General features: G+C 44.6%; 18 protein-coding genes and 1 CRISPR repeat array (1 of these 19 running past the window's edge). Of the genes, 2 read left to right on the plus strand and 16 right to left on the minus strand.

Features of this window, described 5'->3' with window-relative positions:
• Positions 1-9: 9 nt before the first annotated feature.
• The 7 genes from EKC99_RS06320 to EKC99_RS06350 form a co-directional block, all read right to left on the minus strand.
• Positions 10-828, minus strand: coding sequence for a DnaD domain-containing protein (locus EKC99_RS06320; protein WP_163151053.1), 819 nt, complete (start codon positions 826-828; stop codon positions 10-12).
• A gap of 67 nt (positions 829-895) precedes the next feature.
• Positions 896-1,606, minus strand: coding sequence for a type II toxin-antitoxin system VapC family toxin (locus tag EKC99_RS06325; protein ID WP_163151039.1), 711 nt, complete (start codon positions 1,604-1,606; stop codon positions 896-898).
• Between the two features lie 6 nt (positions 1,607-1,612).
• Positions 1,613-1,765, minus strand: coding sequence for a hypothetical protein (locus EKC99_RS06330; protein ID WP_163151055.1), 153 nt, complete (start codon positions 1,763-1,765; stop codon positions 1,613-1,615).
• Positions 1,766-1,837: 72 nt separating this feature from the next.
• Complete coding sequence (locus EKC99_RS06335; RefSeq protein WP_009362490.1) at positions 1,838-2,341, minus strand: ferritin; 504 nt, start codon at positions 2,339-2,341, stop codon at positions 1,838-1,840.
• A gap of 57 nt (positions 2,342-2,398) precedes the next feature.
• The gene (locus tag EKC99_RS06340; RefSeq protein WP_163151057.1) at positions 2,399-3,184 is read right to left on the minus strand and encodes a TerC family protein; all 786 of its coding nucleotides are present in this window, start codon (positions 3,182-3,184) and stop codon (positions 2,399-2,401) included.
• 248 nt (positions 3,185-3,432) lie between these two features.
• Entirely contained in the window at positions 3,433-4,845 is a 1,413-nt protein-coding gene (bcaP, locus tag EKC99_RS06345) for a branched-chain amino acid transporter BcaP (RefSeq protein ID WP_163151059.1), read from the minus strand.
• 92 nt (positions 4,846-4,937) lie between these two features.
• Positions 4,938-6,194, minus strand: a complete 1,257-nt coding sequence (locus tag EKC99_RS06350; RefSeq protein ID WP_163151061.1) for a sensor histidine kinase — start codon at positions 6,192-6,194, stop codon at positions 4,938-4,940.
• A 138-nt stretch (positions 6,195-6,332) separates the two neighbouring features.
• On the opposite strand from EKC99_RS06350, the gene EKC99_RS06355 reads away from it, so the two are divergent.
• Positions 6,333-7,499 carry an MFS transporter gene (locus EKC99_RS06355; RefSeq protein ID WP_240468817.1) on the plus strand — a complete coding sequence of 389 codons (1,167 nt, stop codon included), beginning with the start codon at positions 6,333-6,335 and terminating at the stop codon, positions 7,497-7,499.
• A gap of 9 nt (positions 7,500-7,508) precedes the next feature.
• Here the strand turns inward: EKC99_RS06355 and EKC99_RS06360 are convergent, their stop codons facing one another.
• The 7 genes from EKC99_RS06360 to EKC99_RS06390 all read right to left on the minus strand — a co-directional run bounded on the left by EKC99_RS06360 (position 7,509) and on the right by EKC99_RS06390 (position 14,830).
• A complete protein-coding gene (locus tag EKC99_RS06360) occupies positions 7,509-8,495 on the minus strand; it encodes a glycosyltransferase family 2 protein (RefSeq protein WP_163151066.1) in 987 nt (328 codons plus the stop codon).
• On the minus strand, positions 8,492-10,198 hold the full coding sequence (locus EKC99_RS06365; RefSeq protein WP_163151068.1) for a DUF6044 family protein: 1,707 nt from the start codon (positions 10,196-10,198) through the stop codon (positions 8,492-8,494). Before EKC99_RS06365 ends, EKC99_RS06360 begins: the two co-directional genes overlap by 4 nt.
• A gap of 26 nt (positions 10,199-10,224) precedes the next feature.
• Positions 10,225-10,896 carry an N-acetylmuramoyl-L-alanine amidase gene (locus EKC99_RS06370; protein WP_004891527.1) on the minus strand — a complete coding sequence of 224 codons (672 nt, stop codon included), beginning with the start codon at positions 10,894-10,896 and terminating at the stop codon, positions 10,225-10,227.
• Between the two features lie 128 nt (positions 10,897-11,024).
• A complete protein-coding gene (locus tag EKC99_RS06375) occupies positions 11,025-11,765 on the minus strand; it encodes a HipA domain-containing protein (RefSeq protein WP_163151070.1) in 741 nt (246 codons plus the stop codon).
• Positions 11,762-12,823 (minus strand): glycosyltransferase family 4 protein, encoded by a 1,062-nt coding sequence (locus EKC99_RS06380; RefSeq protein ID WP_163151072.1) that lies wholly within the window; start codon positions 12,821-12,823, stop codon positions 11,762-11,764. Before EKC99_RS06380 ends, EKC99_RS06375 begins: the two co-directional genes overlap by 4 nt.
• Positions 12,824-13,012: 189 nt before the next feature.
• Positions 13,013-14,221 (minus strand): MFS transporter, encoded by a 1,209-nt coding sequence (locus EKC99_RS06385; protein WP_205597799.1) that lies wholly within the window; start codon positions 14,219-14,221, stop codon positions 13,013-13,015.
• Positions 14,222-14,260: 39 nt separating this feature from the next.
• Positions 14,261-14,830, minus strand: a complete 570-nt coding sequence (locus EKC99_RS06390) for a class I SAM-dependent methyltransferase (protein WP_163151076.1) — start codon at positions 14,828-14,830, stop codon at positions 14,261-14,263.
• Between the two features lie 183 nt (positions 14,831-15,013).
• Between EKC99_RS06390 and EKC99_RS06395 the strand changes: the two genes are divergently transcribed.
• The gene (locus EKC99_RS06395; protein ID WP_163151078.1) at positions 15,014-15,649 is read left to right on the plus strand and encodes an FMN-dependent NADH-azoreductase; all 636 of its coding nucleotides are present in this window, start codon (positions 15,014-15,016) and stop codon (positions 15,647-15,649) included.
• Positions 15,650-15,690: 41 nt separating this feature from the next.
• Here the strand turns inward: EKC99_RS06395 and EKC99_RS06400 are convergent, their stop codons facing one another.
• Both EKC99_RS06400 and EKC99_RS06405 read right to left on the minus strand, forming a co-directional pair.
• A complete protein-coding gene (locus EKC99_RS06400; RefSeq protein WP_163151080.1) occupies positions 15,691-16,791 on the minus strand; it encodes an alanine/ornithine racemase family PLP-dependent enzyme in 1,101 nt (366 codons plus the stop codon).
• Positions 16,791-17,870, minus strand: a complete 1,080-nt coding sequence (locus EKC99_RS06405) for an N-acetyltransferase DgcN family protein (RefSeq protein ID WP_003399246.1) — start codon at positions 17,868-17,870, stop codon at positions 16,791-16,793. Before EKC99_RS06405 ends, EKC99_RS06400 begins: the two co-directional genes overlap by 1 nt.
• A 218-nt stretch (positions 17,871-18,088) precedes the next feature.
• Positions 18,089-18,390: a CRISPR direct-repeat array (repeat unit 30 nt; unit sequence GTTTCAATTCCTCATAGGTACGATACAAAC) (it continues 130 nt past the right edge of the window).

The raw sequence follows: 18,390 nt of genomic DNA on the forward strand, positions 1-18,390 counted from the left end.
GGTATGGATTCATGCCCTTTTCTTTTTTAATCGCGCTTCTAACTCGCGCCGTTTTTGTTCGAGTTCGGCTTCACTGCAAGCTTTTCGTTCATATTGTGCATAATCGATATGTAACCATTCTGGAATCATTTCCGTTCGCACCGGTCTTCTTTTTCGCTCTTTTGTCGTCACATACCCGTTTTTCTTCCAATTACGCAAAATGCCTTCCGTATATGTCCACGTCTTTACCCCGTTTTGCAAAGCGACGTTTAGCGCGTCAAGCACCATCTCTTTTGACGTTTCACTTACCCATAATGCCATTTTCTCTTTTACGTAGCTACTCATCTTCCCAAAACCGTTTTGTTCATAAAATTGTATCATGTTTTGTAATGTATCATCTGTCGTTATATTTGTTTGTCTGTTCATCTTGCGACGTCCGTCTTGGCAAATTGACGCGTGCGACACGTCATGTTGCCTCGTCGTTTGTTTATGTTGCGCGTTCGTGTCATCATTTTGGCGCTCTTCTTCGCCATGCATGACGTTCGCTAGCACATCATAATCAATGCGATACCATTTCGTTTTATCGAGCTTGGAGCGATACCTTGACACGACGATCCCTTTTTTCTCAAGCCGAACGATCGTGCGCCGAATCGTGCTTTCCGACCAAAACGGAAACTGCTTTTGCCATCCTTCGTACGTATTATACACCCACACATGCCCGTCGTACGTATGCGTACTTTTCGTGAGCCAATAATGAAGCTGCTGCAAAAAAATGCTTTCATTCAATCCGAGCTTCACCGCCACCGTCGGCAATACGAACAACGGCTCATCATCGACTAACCATTTCATCTGAATCCCTCCTACCTACATCTATCGCCTGATATGCGACATTTGGTTAGAGGGAAGAAAAAGTATGTCACGCAATTTTTAAAATTTTCGTTTTACTGTTTTCAGAGTAAAGATGATGGACAAAATCGCCATCTAGCGTTGCAAAATAATCGTAACCGTGATACATCGCGAGCGCATAATGTAATGCGTCGTACACTTCTAATTGGAATAATTTCATGTGAGCGAATGTTAACTGTTGAATATCGCTATTTGTAGTCAAAAACGAGACGTGAAAATCATTTCTTAAGGCATTCAGAAACTCATTATAGCGATCAATCGCATTGTTATAAAAAATTTGCAACTTATTTCTTTGCGATGGATAACGATTTTTTACAGATTTAATAAGACGGGATACATTCACGACAAAATTTTTATTGTAAAAACGAGGGATTTCTTTTTTCCATATGTCATAAAGAAATGCGGTAGGCTCTTCTAGCGGTCCTAACTGAACATCTAGATGTGATGTTAATTTTCGATGCAATTGCTTGTTGTGGTATATTTCGAGCGGAAACAATATTTCTTGAATAAACAACTGATGAATGACTTCTCCAAACACATGGCTGCTTATTCCTAATTGAGCGATACCTTCCCCTTGCCATTTTTGTAACATTTCACAAACTTTATCACCGCGTGGATCATCGCTGTTCATGTAAGCCAAAATAAAACAAGCATCAATGTAAATGGACGCTTGTTGAAAGTTTTCATGACGCGCATCTTCAAAGGTCAATACAAAGGACATCCGATGCTACCTTCCTTGTTTATACATATCCACTAGCTTTCTGCCAAAAGGGGAAGGTTTCGCAATCTTTTTTCTTAATTGTCCAAAGTCAACAAAGGACGTATTCGGTTTACTTTGTTTTACTTGAGAAGAAATCGTCGTTTCGATTCGTTGTGACATCTTCACCCCTCCATATCCTTTTCCAATATTATAACATTCATGAAACAAAAAGAGAATGCGTATGCATTCCCTTTATGCTTCTGGTGTAAATGTGCGCTGTGCAAGTTCGTTGTCAAGCATAAATAGTGAGTTGCTGTCGTTTTCGATGCGCTTAAGCTTTTGGATGAGCGTATCAAACAGCGACTCTTCTTCGACTTGTTCGTCAATAAACCATTTTAAAAAGTTCATCGTCGCGTGTTCGCGCTCGTCTAACGCCAAGTCAGACAGTTTATAAATGCGGCGCGTCACTTCTTTTTCATGAGCGAGCGCTTTTTCAAAGCAATCGCGTACAGACGTAAATTCATTGTTTGGCGAAGGAAAACCGGTCATAATCGCTCGTTCACCAAGCGCATTAATAAAGTTGTAAAACTTCATCGCATGGAATCGCTCTTCTTCCGCTTGAACTAAAAAGAAGTTCGCAAAACCGTCCAACCCTTCCGCCGAGCAATATGCGGCCATCGCCATGTACGCATGCGCAGAATAAAATTCAAAATTCATTTGTTCGTTCAGTCCGTTTAACAATTTTTCACTTAACATACATCAACACTCCTCTCTTTCTTTATTATAACAAAAAGAGGAGGAACGTACCTCCCCTTATTCGTTTTGTGCTTTTTTCAACGTTTGAATCGCTTCTTTTTGTTGTTTCGTTTCTTTTCCCGAGAAAAACCAGCCGCCAGCGGCAATCGCTAAAAGAACGATCCAGAAAATTGCTTTCCATAATGCTGAATGCGCAAAATGTTCCGAAACGACGGCTAAGCTTGGATGCGCAAGCGTATAGACTGCCAATTTCACCCCAACCCAACCGACGATTAAAAACGCAGCGGACTCTAGGCTTGGGCGTTTATGCAACAATTTCACGAACGCATTTGCCGCAAAACGCATAATGATGACGCCAATTAATCCACCGGCAAAGATGACTAAAAACTTCCCGCCGTCCATGCCGCCGATCGGCGGTAAATTCGTATTTGGCAACGTCATCGCTAAAGCGACCGCCGCTAAAATCGAATCGATCGCAAACGCTAAATCGGCAAGCTCTACTTTTAATACTGTCATCCAAAAACCGGACTGCTTTTTCCCTTCTTTATGCGAACCGTCTCTGTTTTTGTTAATAAAATGATGCACGGCGATAAACATTAAATATAACGCGCCAAGCGCTTGAATTTGCCAAATGTTCACTAAATACGAAATGACAAACAACGCCGCAAAGCGAAGAATAAACGCACCGGCAAGCCCGTAAAAGAGCGCTCGTTTTTGTTCTTTCTCTGGCAAGTGCTTTACCATGACCGCCATCACAACGGCGTTATCGGCAGCGAGAATGCCTTCTAAACCGATTAAAACGAGAAGCACCCAACCGTACTCTAACAATAATGATACATCCATCAATGATCCCTCCTGTAATATGTAGTTTCCCCTCGTCCATCGGCAAAAATCATGGAAACGCAAAAAAGACCTTTGCCGAACGGCAAAGGTCTCGCTAGACACATCGTTGTGCCAACAAAGCCGATGGACGATGTCCATGAACTGACGACTTTGTTTTCAGGCAACGCCTGAACGCTACTCCCCTTTGTGAAGGAAAACTATGTTATTGTAATTTCATTATAAAAACATGAGCTTATTTTGTCAACCCGTTAACTGACTTGTTTTTGCTCAACGTTTGCCTCATTTAACTTACTATGTTTGCGACCGTACAAGAAATAAATGACGAGACCGATCGCAAGCCAGCCGCCAAAACTTAACCATGTCGTTGCTGGAAGCTGAAGGGCTAAATACGTACAAAACGCTACTGCAAGAAGCGGAATAACAGGCACAAACGGCACCATAAAGCTTCGTTTTAAGTTCGGTTCCGTTTTGCGTAAAATTAAAATGCCGATCGCAACCGTTGTAAACGCAAACAACGTTCCGATATTTGTCAAATGCGCCAATTTATTTAACGGAATCACCCCAGCGAAAATGGAAACGGCAATGCCTGTCACCCATGAATTCACAAGCGGCACTTGTTTCCGTTCGCTCACTTTCGCAAACAATGACGGAAGCAAGCCGTCGCGGCTAATCGCATAAAAAAGACGCGTTTGGGCATAAAGCATAACGAGAAGGACGGTCGTAATTCCTGTAATCGCTCCGAGCGAAATAAATCCTGCCACCCAATCTTGTTGAATATAGTTTAACGCAAAAGCAACCGGATTTTTTACACCTAATTGGTCGTACGGCACAATGCCTGTTAAAATGAGCGATACGGCAATATAAAGAAGCGTACAAATCGCAAGCGATGCGATAATACCGATCGGCATGTTGCGTTGCGGATTGCGCACTTCTTCTGCCGCGGTCGATACCGCATCAAATCCTAAGTACGCGAAAAACACGGTCGCTGCCCCTGCGGCCACGCCTGAAAAGCCAAACGGCATAAACGGCGTCCAGTTTTCTGGCTTCACATACCAAACCCCAACGGCAATAAACAATAAAATGACCGCCACTTTAATAAAAACCATTACCGCATTAAAGCGAGCTGACTTTCTCACTCCTTGCGTCAATAAAAACGTAATAAGCAAAACGATCACAATTGCCGGCACATCAATGAACGTGCCGTTTGCCGGATCGTAGGCGCTTGTCAACGCCTTTGGCAGCTCAATGCCAAATCCAGCGAGCAACCCTTGAAAATAGCCGGACCATCCCGCCGCTACTGCTGACGCTGCCACTCCGTACTCTAAAATTAAATCCCAACCGAGCATCCATGCGATTAACTCACCAAACGTCGCATAGCTGTACGTATAGGCGCTTCCCGACACTGGCACGCTTGAAGCGAACTCCGCATAACAAAGCGCCGCAAAGACGCACGCCAATCCTGATAAAATAAACGAAAGAACGAGCGCTGGCCCTGCATGTTCAGCCGCTGCCACTCCCGTTAAAACGAAAATACCCGTTCCGATAATTGCTCCAATTCCGAGCATCGTTAAATCAAATGCGCCTAATTCTTTTTTGAGCGCTGCCCCTTTCCCTGATTCGCTCATGAGCGCATCAATGGACTTTTTTCGAAACAAACTCATCGTTGTAAACTCCCCTTACTTGTTATGTTCATTTTATACTTTAACGCCCAAAATCGTTAAAGACAATACTTTTTCGCTATTTCGAAATATTTTTATTTTTCCAACAACAAAGGGAATGTCACTTTCATCGTTGTTCCGCGCCCTTTTTCGCTCTCCAACGCCCATGTGCCGTTCATCATTTCAATGATGCGAATCGATACCATCGCCCCAAGCCCTGTCCCTTTTTCTTTCGTGCTGAAATACGGTTCTCCGAAGCGCGCCATTTCCTCTTTCGTCATGCCGGCTCCTTCATCGCGTACAACGATCATCACCGTTCGTTCATCGACGTGCATATGCACATATACCGCACCGCCATGCTGTATCGCTTCTATTCCATTTTTTATTATATTTAAAAAACATTGTCGAAAATATTGGGCGTTGCCACTTACTTTCGCAGGCATGAGCGTTGACACGATGTCTACCCCCGACATGTTCGCTAACGGACGCAACATGTCAATGACTTTCGTTAACTCATGATGCACGTCAAGCGGCTCCATTTTTTCTGGAAACGGCTTCGCAAACGTTAAATAATCGTCAATAATGGCGCAGGCGCGGTTTAATTCTTCAAGGGCGATATTGATATATTGCTCTCTCGTTTCTGATAATATGTCTTTTGATTTCATGAGCTGCAAAAATCCTTTGACGACGGTTAACGGATTGCGTATTTCATGAGAAATGCTTGCGGCAAGCTGGCTGACGACTTCCATTTTTTCAAGCTTAATCGCTTTCGAGCGAATGAGCAACGCTTCACGCAACGTTTCAACGATGAGCACAACGAACGATACGGCAAAGGGAGGAACAAGGATAAAGTGAATGACGTACGACTCTGTCACTTGAAAATCAGAAATGACGATCGCCAAAATCGTAGCAACAATCGCTAATATAAACGTCATCACCGCCGAAGCGAATAATCGTTGTTTTCTCGACAAACGTTGGAAAATAGGAGAAAACAAACTGCCGAAAACGAACATCATGACATAAACAGCGACGGTAATGAATTGATAGCCGTACATCGCCCAGCGCGCGAGCAGCAAAATAAGCAAGAGGGGAAAACTGACCGTCCATCCACCGTAAAACGTGCCAAGTAAAAACGGAACTTGCCGCAAATCGTGCACGCAATCAGGGGCGATGTAAATCGGATATTTCATACATAAAATGATCGGAACGCTTAAACATGCGATAAGCAACAATCGTTGATGCGCCTTTTTTCGCTGGAAAAACCGAACGTGATCGTATAAAAAATAAAAGAAAAAAATGCTCACTAGCATGTAAAATAAATTGTTTAACACGTGCTCGTTTACATATGTCATCTCTCAACTCTCCCACCGTCATTCATACACGTTCAGTTTCGCTAAAATTTTTTCTATTGTCAACGCATCGACATCTTTGAAAAATTGTATCGTTTCCATTATGATAAAAATGCAAACTACATAGTGGAGATGGTTACGATGAACGAACGGCGTTACTTGCCGCTTTTATTTGTTGTGATGTTTTTCGTCATGGTCGGGTTTGGCATTATTATTCCCGTCCTTCCGTTTTTCGCTGAAAACATCGGCGCAACCCCAACAGAGCTCGGTTGGCTCATGGCCGTGTACTCTTTTATGCAATTTTTATTCGCACCGATGTGGGGAAACTTATCTGACCGATACGGGCGAAAGCCGATGATACTTATCGGTATTTCCGGCTTGGCGCTGTCGTTTTTCTTATTCGCCATGGCGACGCAGTTGTGGATGTTGTTTGCGGCTCGCATCATTGGCGGCTTCTTATCTGCCGCGACGATGCCGACAGCGATGGCGTACGTCGCTGATGTAACGACAGAAGAAAACCGCGGAAAAGGAATGGGCATGATCGGGGCGGCTGTCGGACTCGGATTTATTTTCGGACCAGCGATCGGCGGCATCTTTTCCGCTACAAGCTTAACGGTTCCGTTTTGGATCGCCGGCTGTTTATCGCTCTTGACCGCCGTGTTCGTTTTCTTTTTCTTACATGAGTCGCTTCCGAAAGAAAAACGTTCGGTCGGACAAGCGAAACGTCCGCCGCTTTCCTCCGCCCTTCAAGGACCTTTGGCGCGCTTATATATGTTGCAGCTGATCGTCACATTTTCCCTCGCTGGACTTGAAGCGACGTTCGCTTATTTTGCCGCAAAACGCGCAGGTCTTACGTCAAAAGAGCTCGGCTACATTTTCATGATGATGGGACTTGCTGGTGCGATCGTTCAAGGAGGACTGCTCGGAAAACTGATCGCATCGTTCGGTGAAAGAACGGTCATTCGCGGCGGCTTATTTTTATCAGCGCTCGGCTTTTTTCTTATTTTGTTCATCAATCATTTTTGGACAGCGGCGCTTTACTTAACGATTTTCGGCATCGGTAACGGCGTCATTCGCCCATGTGTATCGTCCTTGCTTACGAAATATACAACGGGCGGACAAGGAAGCGCGACAGGCGTATTATCATCGTTCGATTCGCTCGGGCGCATCGGCGGGCCGGCGATCGCAGGTTGGCTATTTACGTTAAAACCGAGTTTGCCGTATGTGACAGGCATATTGCTGACGTTCGTTTCGTTCGCCCTATTCCAGTCGTTTCAACGAGCAATGATGCAAAAAGGCTCCGTCTAGTTCGGAGCCTTAGCTTATGACTTGTTCCTCATCGCGCCGGGCAACGACCGGCCAATTGAACAAATCGATATCTACGATGTAGCGCGGTCGTTGTTTCGTTTCTTTATATACTTTTCCGATGTATTCGCCAACTAAGCCGATCGCAATCAACTGCAACCCACCGACGAGCCAAATGGACATGATGAGCGACGTCCAGCCCGTTTCTGTATGTCCTGTTATTTTTAAAAAAAGCACGTATAGCGCAAACAAGACGCTAATGAAAAATGAACAAAAACCGAGAAGGGAAACGAACCGAATGGGCATCATGCTGAATGACGTGAGTCCATCGAATGCAAAGCGTATCATTTTCATAAGCGGATATTTCGTCACGCCTGCTTTTCGCTCTTTTCGGTCATAATATACGGTTGTAGAAGGAAAACCAAGGAGCGGGACAACTCCGCGCAAAAACATGTTTACTTCGCGAAATTGCTGCAACGCTTCTACCGCGCGCCGGCTCATGAGACGATAGTCTGCATGATTGTATATAAGCTTCACCCCGATGCGATTCATCATGCGGTAAAATGTTTCGGCCGTCCACCGCTTCATGTACGAATCAACGTCGCGCTTTCTTCTCACCCCATAAACGATATCGTATCCGTCATGAAATTTTTGTACAAACTCGCGCACGACATATATATCATCTTGCAAGTCGGCATCCATCGTTACGATGCAATGCGCCGCGCCTTTGACGGCAAACATGCCTGCTAAAAGGGCGTTTTGATGCCCTGCATTGCCTGCCAGTTTTATTCCTTTCACTTCTTCATGTCGCAAACATGCTTTATAAATGATCGTCCACGTTTGATCGCGGCTTCCGTCATCGACAAATACAATTTTGCTTTCTTTCGAAATAAGTTGTTCATCTACGAGCTGCTGCCTTAACGAAAGCAGTTGTTTAATCGTTTCTGGCAATATATCTTGCTCGTTATAACAAGGTACAACGATCGCTAAAACGGTCATGTCGTTTTCTCCCTTTCCACTTCGTATAAGTAAATGTTCCATGCGGATTCATCGTGTTCAAACGTGCGCAATAGCTTTAAGTTGTTTTCCTTTGCGTTGTCAATCGGCAAGGCGGAAAACACGTATCGTCCGCCCATGTCGTACAATACGTCAGTATGAAGCTTGAGATGGCGTATGCGCTTGTTCGATTGCTTCGTAAACATGTAGTGCTTTCCTAGCTCATCGACAAATATGTAACAGCGACCGCCCCATTCATCGAAATATTGTTTTAGTTTTTTATTTTTCGCAAGCTCACTCGCAATAATTTTCCGAAACTGATGCTTATACGACAGCGGATAAAAATTGTTGTACGTATCGAGCGTATAAAAGCCGTTATATTGCGCGATCGCCGGATGCATGCCGATGCTGACGACGCGATACGTATGAAGCGGCTTGCCGATGTATCGCTTCACTTGTTCAAACTGCTTTTCGGCATAAAACGCGCGAAACGTCGGCTTGTCGCGATATACAATTTGTTCATGAAACAACATCGCCACAACGAGTTGAGAGGCAATCGCAAACGAGACGATTCCTCGATCCCACGCGCGCCATATAATGCGAAGCGATAGCGCAAACAGCACATAAATGACCATCGGTCGCAAAAAATGATAGCGCGCAAAATTAAACCGATCTAAAAACGGAAACGCTTCTGTTGCAGGCAACCATCCTTTGTAAAACCAAAACGCATACCACGCGGAAAGCGCAACGTTCACAATATGAAGCTGCCAAAACAGCCGCTCTTGTTGCCACCATGTTTTTCGCCATACGATATATAAAGCGATCAACGTGATCGGTAAAATAATGAGCGTATGAATCGTCATGACATGCGTATGACCGAACATATAGTTTTTGAGCGTCAGGCGAAGCGATCGCCATAACGGTAAGCGAGCATGCACATATTCATCGCGGCTCGTCGGCTCTGTCGCAAATAAAAATGAATGAACGAGCCGATATTCAATCGCTAAATAAAGAACGGTCATATATATGAGCGCCAACAAAAGGGGTACGTTCGGACGGCGTCGCCACGCATCGAACGCCCAAAATATAAACATCGCGCTTAAAAAAAAGAAAAAGCCGAGCACAAAGCTAGAGTAGAACGGCAACAACGTCAGCACGACGTAATTTTTCAACGAGCGATCGCCGGCGCGAATGTTTAACAGCGCCCATAACGCTAGCGGCATACCGAGCGTGCTAAGCATGCCTGACGGCCAAAACGGCGTAAGGGCGAACGCAAGCGCGACCCCGACGCGAATCCACTCCGCTTCTTTTTCCTTTAATACGTGCGTATTCAATAATAAATACATGCCGATAAACGCAAACAGGCGCGTAAGAAGCTGGCTCAATCCATAGGCGTAAACGGACGGAAAGAGCGCATGAAGCCAAACGATGCCGCTAAACTCCGTCCCGTACGCGTTGCGCGGCAATCCGTTAATGACTTGCGGAATCGTCGCATGAACGGAACCGAACAACTCACCGCTTCGTGCAAGCACACGATACCAAGCGATATTTGAATCTAAATTATCATGCACGCGCATATGGGCATCTTCACCAAGAAGAAAATACGGCAATGCGTGCAAACAAACGATCATCATGCCAAATGCGAACAGTTTCATAGCGTCCCCCCATTCGCCATTATTTTTTAACAATGAATGAAAAATATGCATAAAAAATCCTCTGCGAATCGCAGAGGTTAAACAATGATCGCATCGTATCCTTTTTTTCTTAACTCTTCGACGAGACGTTCTGCATTTTTTTTATCGCGAAATGCTCCGACTTGCACGCGGTATAACTTTCCATCGTCTTTCGGTGGAGCAGGCGGTTTCTTTTGCAATCCGAACGCTTTCGCCATTCCTTCCACATGACCGCGGGCAATTTGCGACAGAAATTCGTCTGATTTCAGCTTCGCGGCATCGCCTGCGTTGTCGATAAATAAGTTTTCCGTCAATAAAGCTGGCATATTCGTTTGACGAAGCACCGCATAGCTCGCACGTTTTTTTCCGCGATCGCGCACATCTCCAATCGCTTTCATCACTTCATCGTGAATGATGTTTTGATATGAAACGGTTTCTTTGCTCACATTTCCATTGAATATATATGATTCAAATCCTGTTCCACCACCTGCGTTCACATGAACGGATAAAAAAAAGTCCGCACCGATCCGATTCGCCATCGCTGCCCGTTCCGAGAGTTCAATAAACTGGTCGTCTGTCCGCGTATAGTGTACATCGACACGTTCATACTCTTTCAACATCTCCCCTATTTTCGTCACAATCGTTAACGTTACATCTTTTTCACGAAGTCCGTTTCCGACCGCCCCCGGATCACGCCCTCCATGCCCTGCATCTAAAACAATTTTTACCATCATATCCTCACACCTTTCTAACAAATTTTCTCTCTGCTAATAACATATACATGATCTCGGACAAAGGATACGGCCTTTTCCTATTTATCTATTTTTTCTTTCGCTCTCGCACATGAAAAAAGCCTAAGCTATGCTAGCTCAGGCCAAAGCTGTTTACAACATTTGCGGATGAGATGCGGAACGACATGATCACGCCTATACACGAGCGTATGAACGAGTTGCTTTCGTTCTTCTGCCGTCATCGGCCAATCGTCAGGCATATGTTTCGTCATTTCTTCAAGTAAAAGTGTCGGCATCGTTTGCATAACGGCAATCGCTTCCTCCAATTGTTGAACGATCATAAACGACGCCATCATGCGATGCGTAGCGCTTTCGATAAGCGTTCGCGGCAGCTGTTTTAACTGTTCAACCGTCCACGCAAATGAACCGCATATGTCAGCGTGATCAATGATCCATAACGTCTGATGCTCACCATTTTGTTCGATGATGACGTTTTTTCTCGTTCGGTCGCAATTGTACAACCAATAATCAAAAACGATCACCCCCGCAAGCTGATCGGCGTTGGCGATGCGATAGAGCGTCGTTTCATGGGCGTTTTTCCCGTCAATATACGCGCTAGCAAACTGCGTTTTCGTTTTCACAATCGTTGTGTCATCTGGAATCGGTACGAGCGTGTCGGGTAAAGAAACGAGTCGGGCGTGCGGAATCGGAAGGTTCATATATTTCGCAATTTGGTATGCGAGCCATTCGTTAATGAGCGCTTTCGGCTTTTTCGTGTCATAAAATTTGACGACATACCGTTTCCCATCATGAAACGTGATGAGATGGGAGTTATGTTTATGGCTTGCGAACGTCATTTCATAGTTCATGTTTGTTCACCTACAATATGTTGTAGTAAATCGACATACGTTTCGGCACAACGTTCAATCGTAAATTGCGCTAGCACGCGCGCCCTGCCAGCTTCGCTCATCTCTTCATATCGCTCCTGATCGTCGATGATCGCTTCAATCGCTCGAACGGCACCGCGCGTATGATGTTCGCGAAATAAGTATCCTGTTTTTCCGTGAGCGATCACTTCCGGCATGGCAGATACGCGCGGGGCAACGACCGGCACGCCACACGCCATCGCTTCAATAAACGTATTGCCGAACGATTCGACTTTCGTTGTCGCTAGTAAGCATCCCCCTGATTGACGAATGCGGGCGTATATGTGAGGCATTTGTTGGTACGGAACGACGGGAAACCATTTGACGAACGGGTCGAGCTTTTTTTCTTTCCATTCCGTTTCAAACGTTTGTTTATCGACACTATGCGCCCCACCGATCATCCAACATTCGATATCATCCCGCTCTTTTTGTAATAGCGAGACGATGCGCAAAAACGCCCGCCAATTTTTCCTTCCATCTAACCGTCCGACATAAGCAATAATTTTTTTGTTCGGTACATCATCGCATACAGATGGCTGGAAAAAAGACGCATCTAATCCGTTATAAATGACGGTAATCGGCGCTTGATCGTTAACGAGGACGGAAAGAAGTCGTTTTTGATAATAAGACGGAACGATAAACTGACGCGGGGAAATCGTCTCAACCCCTTGCAAGTTCCGCTTTAACTTCAACAACTCCGGCGTGCGCGCCTCGACAATAATCGGACCTGCATAGCCAACGTCGTTCAACCACTCGTACGCTTGGCTCGTATCAACAACAATGATCGCATCATACCCTTTTCGTAAAATGTCATGAACATCTCGCTTCTTTTTCGCTACATACACGTTTGCGACATCTTCCATCATATGCATGCCGCCCAAATCTTTCGTATATAAAAAATCGGTCGTAATGCCACGCTTTTTAAAATATAACGCCCGATTGCGCCATCCGGCATTCACCCCACCAACCGTCAACAACCGCCAAATGACTAAAATGTTCACCCCTCAGCCCCCTTCACATTTGCTCTTTTATTAATATATGTGTCAAGGGCTTGTCGCTTGTTAAAGTAAAAAAGGATCCATGATGAAATACAAACTTTTACGGCATGATATGTTGTGGCGATTCGTACCTATTTTTTATTTGTTCGAACCGATCGTTTTCATTTACAAGAAAAACTAGGGACGTGTTCCCTAGTTTTTCGTTTTTGTATATACCCGCCATCCAGCAAGTACCGACAATATCGCTGTCAACCCAATTGCCCAACGGAATCCGAGCCAGTCGGCAATGATCCCTGCCATCGCGGCACCGATCGCATAGCCGCTATCGCGCCAAAATCGATATACTCCCATCGCAGAAGCGCGCCAGTATATCGCTGTCACATCGCTAATTGCCGCTTGCAACGTCGGATATACCATCGCTGTTCCGAGCCCTAACAATATCGCGCCAACCATCCATAACACGACATCGTCCACGATAAGCATCAACCACATGGCCAACGCCTGTAACCACATGCCGTATGCAATCATCCTTTTTCTGTCGACTCGATCGCTAATGGCACCTGTGAAAAGCTGACATATCCCCCATGAAGCAGGGTAAATCGCAACGATCATCCCTGTTTGTGAGACGGATAGCCCGAGGGAAGTGAAATATAAAGGGAATAATCCCCATGCCACACCATCTTTCAAATTTGTTACAAGTCCTGCCAAACTAAAACTAGATAGCGTTTTATTTTTCCATGTCGTCTGCTGAAATACATCTTTTGCGGATAACGTTTCTGTTCGCTCCTTTTTTCTTCGTTCCATATGCAGTTGAACATGATGTTTCGTATCTTTAACGACGATGGATAAGCCTATTCCAGTAAGTGCAACCACAATACCAATGTAAAACAATTCAAGATCAAGTGAAAATGTCGAAGCGAGATAACCCGATAGCGCCGCCATCATCGCGACACCAAAATAACCAGCAAACTCATTTAAACCAACCGCTGTACCTCGTTCCGTTGGCTTGGCGATGTCAATTTTCATATTGACAGTCATCGACCACGTCAATGCTTGGTTAATTCCAAGCAGCACGTTCGCAAACACAACAACCGACCATTCGTCTGCAGTAAGCATACATATTGGAACGAATAACCCAATTACCCATCCTGCTAGCAATATGTTTTTTCTACCAAACCGATCAGCAAGCTGACCAGCAAAATAGTTTACAACCGCTTTGGACAAGCCGAAGCTAATGATAAACGAGATAGCCGCTCCCATCGATGTAAGCCCAAACTGCTTTTCACCAATCATCGGCAAAATCGTTCGTTCTAAACCGACCATCGCCCCAACAAACACGTTAATGACGACTAATAATAAAAATGAAACGGTATTTTCCTTTATTCCTAAACGTACCACCATCTTACTCACCTTCCTTAAAAACAAACAACATGGCCATCATTAATGACCATGTTTAACAATCACACCATATACGCTCGGATGGAAATGAACGAGCTCCACATGTGTAAAATGTGCTTTCGCCTCGTCCATGAGCTGATGCGATGGAATGCGTTCGTGAAGCGGCGGACCCATTTCACTTTCTACTGCCTCCCATTCAATGAATAGAAACGCACCGTTCGGCTTTATGATGCGAGCAATTTCTGCAAAAACAGCTTCTCGATCGTCCACTTCATGCAAAACAAACGCCATTAGTCCCTTTTCGACAGATTGCGGTGAAATCGTTGTTTTCGCCACATCGCTTAGGATGTAAGAAATGTTTTTTACTCCTTCTCGTTCAGCATGTTGCTGGAGTAAATCGAGCATTTCTTGTTGTACATCAACCGCATATACTGTTTTTGCCACTTTCGCCATCGGGACAGTGAAATAGCCATTCCCCGCCCCTAAATCGGCGACAATATCATGCTCGCTCACGTTCAGCAATGAAATTACTTTTTCTGGAGCAATGAGCTCTCTCCTTTTCGGATTTAACAACTTCTCTGCTTTCGAGTGATGAAATACATGCCCTGTCATGAATCATCCGTCCTTTTCTTTTTTATACCCACATCCGTATTTTACCCTTTTTTTCGATGTTTGTCATCTAATCAGCAATCTTTTTACTTTACAAAAGTAAGTAACAAACTATATTATAGTTATAGCTTTTTATACCAAAGCAAAATATAAGTAAGTATCAACTTGTATCAAGGAGGAACCGTTATGGCAAAAGTATTGTATATTACCGCAAATCCAAAACAAGAACATGAATCGTTTAGCTTGTCAGTCGGTCGCGCGTTTGTCAATGCCTACAAACAACATCATCCCGAAGATGAAATCGTTGAATTGCACGTATATGACATGGACATCCCTTATATTGATGGAGATGTGTTTAACGGTTGGGGCAAACTTCAACAAGGACAAGCATTTGACCAATTAAACAGAGATGAGCAAGCAAAAATCGCACGTATCAACGAACTATGCGACCAATTTATTGAAGCTGACAAATATGTATTCGTCACACCGATGTGGAACTTTAGCTTCCCTCCAAAATTGAAGGCATATATCGATACGCTTTGTATCGCCGGAAAAACGTTTAAATATACAGAAGAAGGGTCTGTTGGGCTACTAAAAGGGAAAAAAGCGCTCCACATTCAAGCGCGAGGAGGTATATATTCTGAAGGTCCGGCGAAAGAAATGGAGTTTGGTGACCGCTATTTAAGAGCTGTTCTCGCTTTTATCGGCATAACAGACGTTCAAACGATTGCGGTCGAAGGTATGAACGCTTTTCCAAACGAAGCAGAAAGCATTAAGCAACAGGCGATCGAACGAGCAAAAGAAGCAGCGAAACAGTTTTAACAACAAACGAAAAAAGTCAGCGCTGAACACGCTGACTTTTTTTATGCTGATGTTTTCGTTGGGAAACGTCCGTTTTTTTCATCTGTTTGTACATATGTTTTTTGAACGTGCGGAGACGTCATAAGGGAAATCATCGCGCCGTAGTCGACCGCAAAGCGAATGAAGTCACCGACTTGAATGTCGGTGTACGTAGCGTCAACGATAATATGGTCGCTGCTTGAGCCAATGATTTGAACGGGTTGTAGAGGAGTTAATCCGTTGACGTACACATCTTGGCGACCGATGCCGACAATGGCGCGCTTCATCATGCCTCGTTCTTGAAATATCGGCGTTTCGCCAAATGCATTTCGGCTTTGTACACCATATGGGACAGACGGCTTCGTTTTTACTTCAATCACTTCTGCGACGAAACAAAACGCATCTTCGTATAAACCTTGAATCGCAGCGCCACGAATCGTCTCCCGTCCTAAAAAAATCGCCTCACCTAATCGCAAATGGTTAATACACCCGACGTCTTTCGTCTGTTTAAGCCAATAGTAGTTCGCGGAGTTTCCACCAGATACGTACGGCAAAAACAGCGAATATTGTTTTTGAATATGCTTCACGAGCGAGGAAAGTTCACGCATTTTTTGATCGGTCGGAATAATGCCGCCAAAGCAGGCAAAGTTCGCCCCAATGCCGACAATTTCGATATTCGGCAACTGCATCGCCTGTTCAATAAATGACGGCAAATCACTCGGCATAACACCTTCGCGCAAATCGCCCATCTCGACCATGACGATAATCGCATGCGTCTTGTTTTGCTTCATCGCTTCTGTCGAAATGGCACGCACGACATCCATTTCCGATTGAACGCTCACATCGACATGTTGGACGACTTGACTCACTTCGCTCAACGCCGGGGTGCGAATGAGCATATACGTCGCTGGAACTTGCGCCGATTTGAGTTTTGCGATTCGTTCCACTTTCGTATCAGCTAAACTCGTTATACCGCTATCAACAAGAGCGCGAGCAATTTCAACATCACCGTTTATCCCTTTCACGACAGCTGTCACTTGTATTCCTTTTTCCTCACACCATTTTTTCAATGTTGCGGCATTATGACGGATTTTCCGTAAGTCAATTTCGACTTTCGCCGTCATTACACCGCCACCTCACGCTTTTGTAACGATGGGAAAAATTCGATGAGGCGTGCGACAACTTTATCTGCCCCATATTTCAGCACGTCTGTTACAGGCATATGGAATGTTCGTTCATATTCATCAATCGTTCGCTTCAGTTCGTCATCTGTCATTCCTTCATGGTTTAACGTGATCGCTACAACTTTCGTCTTTCCGAAATGTTCAATTAATGCGATTTCGCTTTCGACCGTAGGCATGTCGATAAACGGGAAATCACCGAGCACTTTTCGTTTCGGTGGATGTTGTAAAATAACGGCTTGCGGCCGCGCGCCTTTTAAAATGCCAGCCGAGCTGACGTAAGCTGGATGGCTAAGCGCCCCTTGTCCTTCGACGATGATGATATCCGGCTGCTCCGTTTCATATGCGCGCACAACTTCTCGTTCAAGCTCTCCAATCATGTATTGAAGCGGAAACGCATCCATCGCAAAGCCGTATGAAGCTCCTTGAATTAAGCCCGTTTGCCCTGTGGCAACAAATGCCGTCTTATAGCCGCGCTTTTGTAATGCTTGATCGACAATCATCGCTGTCGTCCGCTTCCCGCACGCACCGTCTGTCCCAAGCACCGCCACAATCGGCGCTTTCACTTGCAAAATGCGTCCGGTAAACAACGTCCATTCTTTTTTCGGACGCGGCTTGCGAACGTCGCGAATCGTAACGCCATAACGTTTCGCCATCGTCATCATTTCTTCATCTTCTGTTAAAAACTCTTGAAGGGGATTCACGATGTGCATCCCTGCTTCCATTGCTTCGATAATCACTTGACGTTCTTCTTTTTTGAGAAAAGCGTTCGCTGGAGCAATTCCTAAGATGAAGTAGTTCGGTTTTTCTTTTGCGGAGGCTATTGCATCTTGAAGGTTTTTACAAATCGGAATGCCATTTTTCTTTTGATCAAGTACTTCTCCAGCATCTTGACCAGCTTTTGTCGAATCAATGACCGCAACAATGTCATACAGCCCCGAATCACGCACAAGCCCATTCGCCGTTTTTCCATCCATGGAACCAAATTGATGTTCACAATACACAATGGCGTATTTCTTCACGAGAAATCCCTCCATTTCTTTGTGAAATCAATATTTCCATGAAAAAAAACATCTCACTTCACCATAGCCGGAAAGAAAGATGTTTCTACTCTATATAATAACGAATGTTGAAGAAAAAGTAAAATGGTATATACAAAAAAATCCAGATTCTAACATGCTGGTTCTTGTAGGTACGATACAAACAATTGTTCTTTTGGTGCTTTTTATTCTGATTTGTTGTTTCAATTCCTCATAGGTACGATACAAACGCGCATAACGGTGATTTTCTTGTTGAATTTCATCTGTTTCAATTCCTCATAGGCACGATACAAACGACACGTACAAGCGAGTGCGTGGGGCGATTAGGAGGAAGGTTTCAATTCCTCATAGGTACGATACAAACTGCGACTGCGGCGGTTATGTGATTAGTCCATCGGGGTTTCAATTCCTCATAGGTACGATACAAACTATCAAAACGCAGATGGAAGCACTAGCAAAAGGTGTGAAGTTTCAATTCCTCATAGGTACGATACAAACAGAG

The sequence above is a fragment of the Anoxybacillus sp. MB8 genome, assembly GCF_011006755.1.
GTDB classification, from domain to species: domain Bacteria; phylum Bacillota; class Bacilli; order Bacillales; family Anoxybacillaceae; genus Anoxybacillus; species Anoxybacillus gonensis.

Excerpts from the sequence above, each read along its gene's own strand:
- EKC99_RS06320 (WP_163151053.1), bottom strand. The coding sequence starts at position 828 with ATGAAATGGTTAGTCGATGATGAGCCGTTGTTCGTATTGCCGACGGTG.
- EKC99_RS06325 (WP_163151039.1), bottom strand. The coding sequence starts at position 1,606 with ATGTCCTTTGTATTGACCTTTGAAGATGCGCGTCATGAAAACTTTCAA.
- EKC99_RS06330 (WP_163151055.1), bottom strand. The coding sequence starts at position 1,765 with ATGTCACAACGAATCGAAACGACGATTTCTTCTCAAGTAAAACAAAGT.
- EKC99_RS06335 (WP_009362490.1), bottom strand. The coding sequence starts at position 2,341 with ATGTTAAGTGAAAAATTGTTAAACGGACTGAACGAACAAATGAATTTT.
- EKC99_RS06340 (WP_163151057.1), bottom strand. The coding sequence starts at position 3,184 with ATGGATGTATCATTATTGTTAGAGTACGGTTGGGTGCTTCTCGTTTTA.
- bcaP (WP_163151059.1), bottom strand. The coding sequence starts at position 4,845 with ATGAGTTTGTTTCGAAAAAAGTCCATTGATGCGCTCATGAGCGAATCA.
- EKC99_RS06350 (WP_163151061.1), bottom strand. The coding sequence starts at position 6,194 with ATGACATATGTAAACGAGCACGTGTTAAACAATTTATTTTACATGCTA.
- EKC99_RS06355 (WP_240468817.1), top strand. The coding sequence starts at position 6,333 with ATGAACGAACGGCGTTACTTGCCGCTTTTATTTGTTGTGATGTTTTTC.
- EKC99_RS06360 (WP_163151066.1), bottom strand. The coding sequence starts at position 8,495 with ATGACCGTTTTAGCGATCGTTGTACCTTGTTATAACGAGCAAGATATA.
- EKC99_RS06365 (WP_163151068.1), bottom strand. The coding sequence starts at position 10,198 with ATGCATATTTTTCATTCATTGTTAAAAAATAATGGCGAATGGGGGGAC.
- EKC99_RS06370 (WP_004891527.1), bottom strand. The coding sequence starts at position 10,896 with ATGGTAAAAATTGTTTTAGATGCAGGGCATGGAGGGCGTGATCCGGGG.
- EKC99_RS06375 (WP_163151070.1), bottom strand. The coding sequence starts at position 11,765 with ATGAACTATGAAATGACGTTCGCAAGCCATAAACATAACTCCCATCTC.
- EKC99_RS06385 (WP_205597799.1), bottom strand. The coding sequence starts at position 14,221 with ATGGTGGTACGTTTAGGAATAAAGGAAAATACCGTTTCATTTTTATTA.
- EKC99_RS06390 (WP_163151076.1), bottom strand. The coding sequence starts at position 14,830 with ATGACAGGGCATGTATTTCATCACTCGAAAGCAGAGAAGTTGTTAAAT.
- EKC99_RS06395 (WP_163151078.1), top strand. The coding sequence starts at position 15,014 with ATGGCAAAAGTATTGTATATTACCGCAAATCCAAAACAAGAACATGAA.
- EKC99_RS06400 (WP_163151080.1), bottom strand. The coding sequence starts at position 16,791 with ATGACGGCGAAAGTCGAAATTGACTTACGGAAAATCCGTCATAATGCC.